The sequence below is a fragment of the Rhizobium sp. P28RR-XV genome (assembly GCF_012641385.1).
GTDB lineage: Bacteria > Pseudomonadota > Alphaproteobacteria > Rhizobiales > Rhizobiaceae > Rhizobium.
In genome coordinates this window covers 19996-27192 of record NZ_JABAIG010000030.1, presented here as the reverse complement: position 1 = coordinate 27192, position 7197 = coordinate 19996, and the positions used below count along the sequence as shown (strand labels likewise).

Here is a 7197-nt window from a genome sequence, read left to right as displayed (position 1 = left end):
AAATCGGCGACCTGCTGCCGTTCAACTTCTCCAAGACTACTGCGGCCGGATAGAGCCGGATCTCGCTACCAATGCGCGCACGTTCATCGGTCTTGCGCCGTCAATGCGCATCGAAAATCGCGCTTACCGTGCATTGCCTCTGACGAGATCTCCGCAATCGGCGAAAACAGATATTCGAGGATGCGCCGCTTCCCAGTTTTGATCTCGACGGTGGCCGCCATGCCAGGCGACAGCGGTTGCAGCGTGCCGTCGACGTCGATGCCCTCGTTGTCGAGTCTGACGGTGACTGGAACGAAGCCTTGAAGTTTTGAAAGCTGAGCTTGCGAGAGAGCCATAAATATTATTCCCTTTGATTGAAATTTTAAGGCTGGGCTTGCGCCCATTCATCAAGCTTCGTGCGCACCGATTGTTGGATGAAATCCCACTGAGGTAAATTCGTCTTTGCATAGCTGAGCTGGACAAGCAGAGATTTGTACAGGAAGTGATGCACGCAGCTGGGGTATGGTACAGTTCCCTCCCCATCACAGACGATACTGACCGAGGGGCTGTGCTCTGGCCCCTGCCAAAGTACGTATTTCCAGTGCCACCCTCGACCAGAATTGGGCGGAACCTGCCGCATCGCAGTCAGACCATAAAGAACACCCAATTGTTGATGTCCGTATTCGGAACGGTCCTGAGCGTAGGCATCTTCGACGCGCGCCATATCCCATGGGCCTGCGCTCGGGGTGTTCAAAAGAATGGCCAGCAATTGGGAGGCGGGCACTGCGGCGAATTGCCTTTCATTGCCTGCCTCCCGGCCCGCTAAGCCTGGGAGAAGTGACAGCAAGAGGACATTTTTGACAGCGGCGAACTTGCCGAACCTCCCAGGAATATCGATGTAGTTTCTCGGGATATCAAATGTCGAATCAGTGCCGTTCATATGCAGGCGGACAAGGTCTTGGTTGAGACTGTAAGTGCTTCGGTAGGGCAGAGGAATATCGACTGCGGTCGTTGTCACTGAGGGGGGCGTTGGCGAACCTGCGAATGCCAGATCCCCCATCAATGCCGTTCTTCCGCACAGCAATACGCAGAGCGTCAAGATCTGTAGACCTATGGACAGCCTCGAAGTTCGCGCGAAATACCAAGGCAGCCCCGTCCTATCCCTCACCGCTGGTCTCTCCAAAGCTGTTGGCAATGATTCTATTTATGCGATCAAACCCACATGGTCATGCCTAAATTTTAAGGAGAGCTGATCATTGGAAAATATAATCTGACGTTGTGTTAGTTAAACAACACTGGTCGAACTCTGGATCAACAAAACCGTCAATGTTTTGGGCGCGAATGGCTATTCGCTCCAAAGAGCGATACGCATGATGATGGCGTATAGGTGGAGGCGGAACTCAACAGAGCCATAGAGACAACTAGGAGCGAGACCGTCAGGAACTACCGCGGCAGTTAATTCTGACTCTTAGCATCGTCCTTCCAGGCGGAAATAACCCGTTCCCGTTCTGCGGGGGAAAGGTTTGAGCGGACGCACAAGTTCATGGTGGCCCCCGGTGGGATACGGCACATCCAGTTCGGACCCAACGTTCGCTTCGTATCGAACAGGATCACGCTTTCGATTCGGTCATTGTTGATGCCAACATAAAGATCGGGCACTGTCTCCGCGCCGCTCTGATAAGAACAAAGACGGTGTGAGCTGCTGCTGCAATCATTGATCTCACCGTCGAAAACGGTCGCCATTAATTTAGCGGTCCGTGGGGAGTGGACGTTCAGATCAGCGTCCTCCATCGTGGACAGGTCGTGGATCACCTTGGCCAGACCGTCCTCACCATAGATCTGAGACCAGGCCGGAGTTCCGGCGATGGCCATTGCCAAGCCGACAAAAGCAAACGTCTTGTGCATTCATCCTCCATCTAAAAAAGTGAACGATATTCCAAAGCCATAATTTGTCATCCACGCAGGCCAGCAGCACGGAGAAGCCGAAAGAAGCATGGATCGTTGCATCCGAATTGCGCCGCTGCAGGCACGATAGACGATCTCGCGAGCGCCATGGCTGCTGCACTCGGACCTCACATACTGGTCGGCGTTGCTCTGTTCCGCCCTGACTGCGGCTATGAGAAACCCTTTTCGTCCTTGGACCTGCGCGATCGCGACACATTGACTACAGTACGCGATAATGACTTTGCAGTGCGGCCCGCCAGTTCGGCATTGCCGCATTGCCATGTCCGTGACAGCTGTTTTGCTCAGTTGGTTACGCGCTTCGCCAGCACTTCCCGTTGCCTCATCCATGGCAACCGCGCCCGAACTGTCATGCCATTTTGGCGGAAGAGAAGCGTCAGGCCCATTTGGCGAGAGGTAACCGCCCGACGGATTATTTGGAGAGTTAGGCGCCGATGGCGGTGTGCAGCCAGGATTGCCAGCGCCTGGTATGCCCGAAGCGCATTGCGCACGCGCATGCGCACCTGAGAACAGCAAACCTGCCGGCACGGGAACGCTTGCCGCGAATAACGATCTCGTCATTTAGGTATGCCGATAGCTCGATGGATATACAGTCGTCAGCTTGATATGAACTCGGTACAGGTCATACCACCCACGCCGCTCTTGGGTTCGTGCAATTCAGACGGGCGTGCACGGATTATGGACTAGAGGAGACAATGCTGACTTCCGAGCGATCGAGTTTCAATCAAGGTGCCCCGTTGATCTCGATGATATTCAAACCTGGGTCTCGGAGAGACCAATCGAGCCTCGTGCTCGCCTGTGTCTCAACCTCTCGATGTGAGGAGAGGGCCGTAGGGGGTATCTTTGTCGCGCCGCACGGAAGGGACCAGTTGCTGCGCCGTCGCATACATGTGGGTGCCTCGATCGGCACGACACGCACGGCTGCCAGGCAGCTCTATGGCAGACTATCTTGGACCCTGATAACCTCCAGAGGATTCTTCACGGAAGCCGGCTTCCGCGCACCCTCCACGACGGCAATCTCAACGAGAGCGATGGGCCGAAGCTTAGTTGCCATCTACTGTTCCATGAGTATGTTGGCGCTGATCACAACTTCGACAGCCATTGGAGCCTGATGGCGCAGGTCAATCACTAACATCGCTCTCACAAGGGGCTGAACAATCGAGCAGAGAATTCCCACCAGCCAATCCGGCGGAGAGAACGGATCATGAAACGCTTCAAGTCGAAGCGACATATGTAAAGTCTGGTCTCCATCCATGATCCGATTGCCAACCTGTTCTACATCCCGCGCCACGACGTCACCTCAAGGCACTATCGCGAACTGAGTGCTGCGGCCATGAACCTATTGACGCAGATCGCTCGGGCGTGAACCGCGAAAGCCCCGGTGCCCTGCTATCGCCTCACGACTTTTAAGTTGATGAGGATGCCCTTGACGCAACTCAAGAAACTCACTCCTAAAACGCTCGGTGCCGGGCTTGGCTAAAGCGCGCGCGACACGCCAGCAGAGCTGCCGCGTTCTCTATCAGCGCGACCTGCTATCGACGCTGGAGGCGCGCGAGGTCGCCCGCGCGGGGCGGAGCTGGCGGCAACCAAGCCGATGCCGTTTCGGTCAGCCGGAGACAGCGAGGCGCTCAGCGGCACCGTGCAACTCACCAGCGGCAAGTTCGCCATTGTCGAGAAGAGCCACAAGTTCACGCTGGTCCCGTGGCGGCAGGTCATTGATCGGTAGCTTGGCTGCGAGGTGACCGGGATCGTCCGGAACGGATCGGTGTCCTGGCAATTGGGCCGGCAGAAGGGGCTTGCATTGTGACGGGTTCAGCGGTCGCCTTCAATGCGGTTGGCTTTGACGGTTGCACCTCTCTGAGAAGCCAATTTGCGAAAACCTGTATTGGAGTGTCGCTCAGTCGGATCGGCTCCGGCAGGATGAGGCAGAAAGTCTTGGAGATCGATTGACCGTCGGGCCAAGGCGCGATTAGTCGTCCCTCTGCCAACTCCGTTTCGACATAGAGGCGGGGCACCAGTGCGACGCCGAGACCTGCCAACGCGGCTTCGATTTGCATGGAGTGAAGATCGTAACGAGCACCAACCGCGGGATTGGTCAATGCGATTCCGATTTCCTGTGCATAGCGTTGCCAGGCGTCCGGGTTCTGGCGTCGGTGAAGGCGCGGCAATTCGTCGAGGGAGACCGTCCCATCCCCTTTATCGATCAGCGCCGGATGGCAGACCGGAACTAGCACCTCATGCAGCAAGCGGTGCGTCCGCATTCCCGTCCAGGCAGGATGCTCAAAATGGATGGCGGCGTCGAACCCGCTGCCGGTGAGAACGAATGGCTCCATCCGTTCCGCAAGATGCAGGGTGATATGCGGATGCCGCTCCTGGAACGGCTTCAGACGCGGGATGAGCCAACGCGTGGCGAACGTCGGCAAGATTGCGATGTCGAGGCTCGCGCCGTCGCTCGGCTGCCCCATCAGATATTGGCTGTCGCGCTCCAGCCGGTCGAGTGCCTCGCGGACCTGAACCGCATAACGTTCTCCATTCGGCAAAAGCCGGACGCGATTGCCGACTCTCTCGAACAGCGTGACGCCGAGGAACGCTTCCAGCCGGCCGATCTGCCGGCTGATCGCCCCTTCGGTCAGGGCCAGTTCGTCGGCCGCACGAGCGAAGCTGCCATGACGAGCTGACGCCTCGAATGCCATGAGTGCGGAATTGCTGGGAATCTTGCGGCGCATGATGGTTCCTGGCGGGATGGTTCGGCCTTCGATCTACCGTCGCCTTGATATTAGATCACTGAAGCATGATCCATTTTCGATATATAGGCATGGATTGGCAATCTATCATGAGAAAATATCAACGAAAGACGAGACTGGAAGGATAATCTTCCGGTCGAAGGTGGAATAATGATCTATACGGTGGAATGCAGCTTTGCCGATCCCGACAGCGAGGCGGAATGGAACGACTTTTACAGCCTGGACAAGCTGCCAGCCCTCATTTCGGTGAGCGGTTTCCACACCTCGCAGCGTTTCAAGGCGCTAAGCGGTGGCTGCCCGGTCTATCTCGCCCTTCATTCGATAGACGGCCCCGACATCCTGACGGGTGACGAATACCGCCAGAAGGGCGGCGGCAATTTCGCACGCTGGCAACAACACATCACCGACTGGCACCGGAACCTCTATGGCGGGATCGACCGCGCGCCGGCCATTGGTGAGGGCGAATATCTGGCGTTGAGCCCCACAGGCCCCGAACCTCTGATCCGGCTGGGCCTCACCCCATATGCGATGCAGGCGGTCGCTATGGAGAAGTTCCCGGAATACCGCTGGCTCGCCAAGGTGGAGCGCGGCAGCGTGCCTGACATCGAGCATCTATCTGAAGGCGTCCATGTCTATGTGCCGATGACGGCGCAGTTGACGAGCGACGATGACGCTGCTGCCGGGAAGGCACGGTAGATCCCGATGCCGAATGTCACGATCTATATTCCCGCAGACAGGATGCCTCCGGACGAAGCATTCGCAGACCTCACGGAGCAATGCACAGAACTTTGCACCGGCATTCTCCGGGCCGCATTGGCGAACGTGCATATTGTCTATGTCGCCGTCCGGCATGGCCGGGGACACCCCGCTTTCGCAGAAATCCAATATCGCCTTGAGAAATTTCGGACGCCGCCAGTCATGGATCGGTTCATGGAAAGGCTGGACGAGGCCATCAAGGGCAATATCGGCCTCACCGCGCGCATCCGCTGCTTTGGCTATGAAGCATCGAGCATTCACGCGCGCAATTGAGCTGATGCCTGGAGAAACCGATGTCTAGTCTTACATTTCCCACACAACAGGTCGGTGACTTAACAATCACCGCCGTCAGCGATGGCTATCTCCACGCCAGTTTCGATTTCCTTGCGAATATCGACCCGGCAGACGCCGCCCGTATGCAGGAAAATGCAGGGATAAAGGATCACACCTCGATCCATATCAACTGCTACCTTGTGCGCGGCGGCGGTCGCACGGTCTTGATTGACGCAGGAGCAGGCGGTTTCAAGCAGTGGGGCGGTCGATTAAAAACCAATCTGCTACTCGCTGGCATCCGGCCTTGGGAGATCGACGCGATCCTGTTGACGCATGCCCATCCCGATCATGTCGGGGGGCTGGCGGACGCTTCAGGAACAGCCGTTTTCCCAAACGCCGAGCTTGTCGCCCACCATCGGGAAGTCGCGTTCTGGCAGGATGACGGCAATCTGAGCCGTGCCCCCGAGCGCGCCCGTGGCAACTTCCTTGTGGCGCGTCAGGCGCTCGATGGCTATCGCGGCAGGCTGCGCACTTTTGAGGGCGGCGAGGTGCTGCCAGGCATCATGGCGATGTCTCTGCCGGGACATACAGCCGGACACACCGGTTATCGGCTCGATTCAGGTAACAAGAGCCTGCTGGTCTGGGGCGACATCGTTCATTTCCCGCAAATTCAGGTTCCGCGCTCGGAGGTGTCGATCGCGTTCGATCAGGACGCGCATCTTGCCGCCAATACGCGGGCGAGGCTTCTGGACTGCGTGGCCGCCGAGCAACTGCTGATCGCTGGCATGCACCTCGGCGAACCCGGCTTCGCGCGGATCGAGCGAAAAAAGTTGGCCTACGGTGTCGCATATGAGGAATGAGCGCGTGCCGCTGGCGGCGCGAGCTGCGTTCGAAACCACAGAGCATACGTCGCGGCGTGCTAGCCCTCGGCCCTTCGCTGCTGTCAAGGGCTATGAGCGAAGCGGCAGCCGTTCATCCACCTTTTCCGGCGGTAAGGATTCAACACTTTGCCGTTGGCACCGAACGGATGTGTCTCCCCAGCAATTCGACCAAGACCGGTGCCATCGTTCGCAATTGCAAAGCGGGCGCCATCTGTGGCTCCGTTCTCTCTGAGCGTGACTTCGTAAAGTCCGCAAAAGTCCACCTCTTCGCCCATCGATGAGGCAACGTGACGGGTCCAAGCCTCGAGATCTAGCGGCGCATCCAAAGATTGCTTTTCATTCTTTCTGTTTGCGCTTTACACGCTAAGCGGTTATTTTCCTTTCGGGGTATAGACTCCTCTGGCCATAATATAAAGAGGCGGATTCCGTGAGGGACGAATTGAAAATGGATTCTTGCCTATTTGCAATAGAGAGTGAAGAGTGGATATACAACCAAGGGTGACATTTGCCATTATCATCGCGCGTTGGTTTCGTTTCTCGTATTTTTACATTGCAAGGTATACGCCTCGCCGATCAGGCAAAAAAATTCGGAGACATAACCT

At 57.0% G+C, this 7197-nt stretch carries 8 protein-coding genes and 1 pseudogene; 4 read left to right on the top strand and 5 right to left on the bottom strand.

Annotation, left to right across the window (positions count from 1 at the left end):
• Positions 1 to 83 precede the first annotated feature (83 nt).
• From HGP12_RS33215 to HGP12_RS34980, 4 genes are all read right to left on the bottom strand, one after another.
• On the bottom strand, positions 84 to 383 hold the full coding sequence (locus tag HGP12_RS33215; protein ID WP_168880208.1) for a hypothetical protein: 300 nt from the start codon (positions 381 to 383) through the stop codon (positions 84 to 86).
• Positions 362 to 1042: a hypothetical protein gene (locus tag HGP12_RS33210; protein WP_168880207.1), complete on the bottom strand. Its 681-nt coding sequence runs from the start codon at positions 1040 to 1042 to the stop codon at positions 362 to 364. Before HGP12_RS33210 ends, HGP12_RS33215 begins: the two co-directional genes overlap by 22 nt.
• A gap of 392 nt (positions 1043 to 1434) precedes the next feature.
• Positions 1435 to 1884, bottom strand: a complete 450-nt coding sequence (locus HGP12_RS33205) for a hypothetical protein (RefSeq protein WP_168880206.1) — start codon at positions 1882 to 1884, stop codon at positions 1435 to 1437.
• Entirely contained in the window at positions 1885 to 2271 is a 387-nt protein-coding gene (locus HGP12_RS34980; protein WP_168880205.1) for a DUF4189 domain-containing protein, read from the bottom strand.
• Between the two features lie 802 nt (positions 2272 to 3073).
• Between HGP12_RS34980 and HGP12_RS33195 the strand changes: the two are divergent.
• Together HGP12_RS33195 and HGP12_RS34975 are read left to right on the top strand one after the other, a co-directional pair.
• Positions 3074 to 3307, top strand: a pseudogene (locus tag HGP12_RS33195) (DDE-type integrase/transposase/recombinase); the annotation flags it as partial.
• A gap of 228 nt (positions 3308 to 3535) precedes the next feature.
• The gene (locus tag HGP12_RS34975; RefSeq protein WP_409527245.1) at positions 3536 to 3667 is read left to right on the top strand and encodes a DUF3363 domain-containing protein; all 132 of its coding nucleotides are present in this window, start codon (positions 3536 to 3538) and stop codon (positions 3665 to 3667) included.
• Here HGP12_RS34975 and HGP12_RS33185 read toward each other — a convergent pair.
• Complete coding sequence (locus HGP12_RS33185; protein WP_409527244.1) at positions 3654 to 4667, bottom strand: LysR substrate-binding domain-containing protein; 1014 nt, start codon at positions 4665 to 4667, stop codon at positions 3654 to 3656. The two genes, HGP12_RS34975 and HGP12_RS33185, sit on opposite strands and share 14 nt — an antisense overlap.
• Positions 4668 to 4835: 168 nt before the next feature.
• Here HGP12_RS33185 and HGP12_RS33180 point away from each other — a divergent pair, with 168 nt between their 5' ends.
• Both HGP12_RS33180 and HGP12_RS33170 read left to right on the top strand, forming a co-directional pair.
• Positions 4836 to 5381: a sugar ABC transporter gene (locus tag HGP12_RS33180; protein WP_168880204.1), complete on the top strand. Its 546-nt coding sequence runs from the start codon at positions 4836 to 4838 to the stop codon at positions 5379 to 5381.
• Between the two features lie 476 nt (positions 5382 to 5857).
• Complete coding sequence (locus tag HGP12_RS33170) at positions 5858 to 6574, top strand: MBL fold metallo-hydrolase (protein ID WP_246703653.1); 717 nt, start codon at positions 5858 to 5860, stop codon at positions 6572 to 6574.
• The last annotated feature ends 623 nt before the right edge of the window (positions 6575 to 7197 follow it).

What these genes read in the sequence shown, in the direction of transcription:
- HGP12_RS34975 (WP_409527245.1), top strand. Translation starts at nt 3,536, where the DNA reads ATGCCGTTTCGGTCAGCCGGAGACAGCGAGGCGCTCAGCGGCACCGTG.
- HGP12_RS33180 (WP_168880204.1), top strand. Translation starts at nt 4,836, where the DNA reads ATGATCTATACGGTGGAATGCAGCTTTGCCGATCCCGACAGCGAGGCG.
- HGP12_RS33205 (WP_168880206.1), bottom strand. Translation starts at nt 1,884, where the DNA reads ATGCACAAGACGTTTGCTTTTGTCGGCTTGGCAATGGCCATCGCCGGA.
- HGP12_RS33215 (WP_168880208.1), bottom strand. Translation starts at nt 383, where the DNA reads ATGGGCGCAAGCCCAGCCTTAAAATTTCAATCAAAGGGAATAATATTT.
- HGP12_RS34980 (WP_168880205.1), bottom strand. Translation starts at nt 2,271, where the DNA reads ATGGATGAGGCAACGGGAAGTGCTGGCGAAGCGCGTAACCAACTGAGC.
- HGP12_RS33185 (WP_409527244.1), bottom strand. Translation starts at nt 4,667, where the DNA reads ATGCGCCGCAAGATTCCCAGCAATTCCGCACTCATGGCATTCGAGGCG.
- HGP12_RS33170 (WP_246703653.1), top strand. Translation starts at nt 5,858, where the DNA reads ATGCAGGAAAATGCAGGGATAAAGGATCACACCTCGATCCATATCAAC.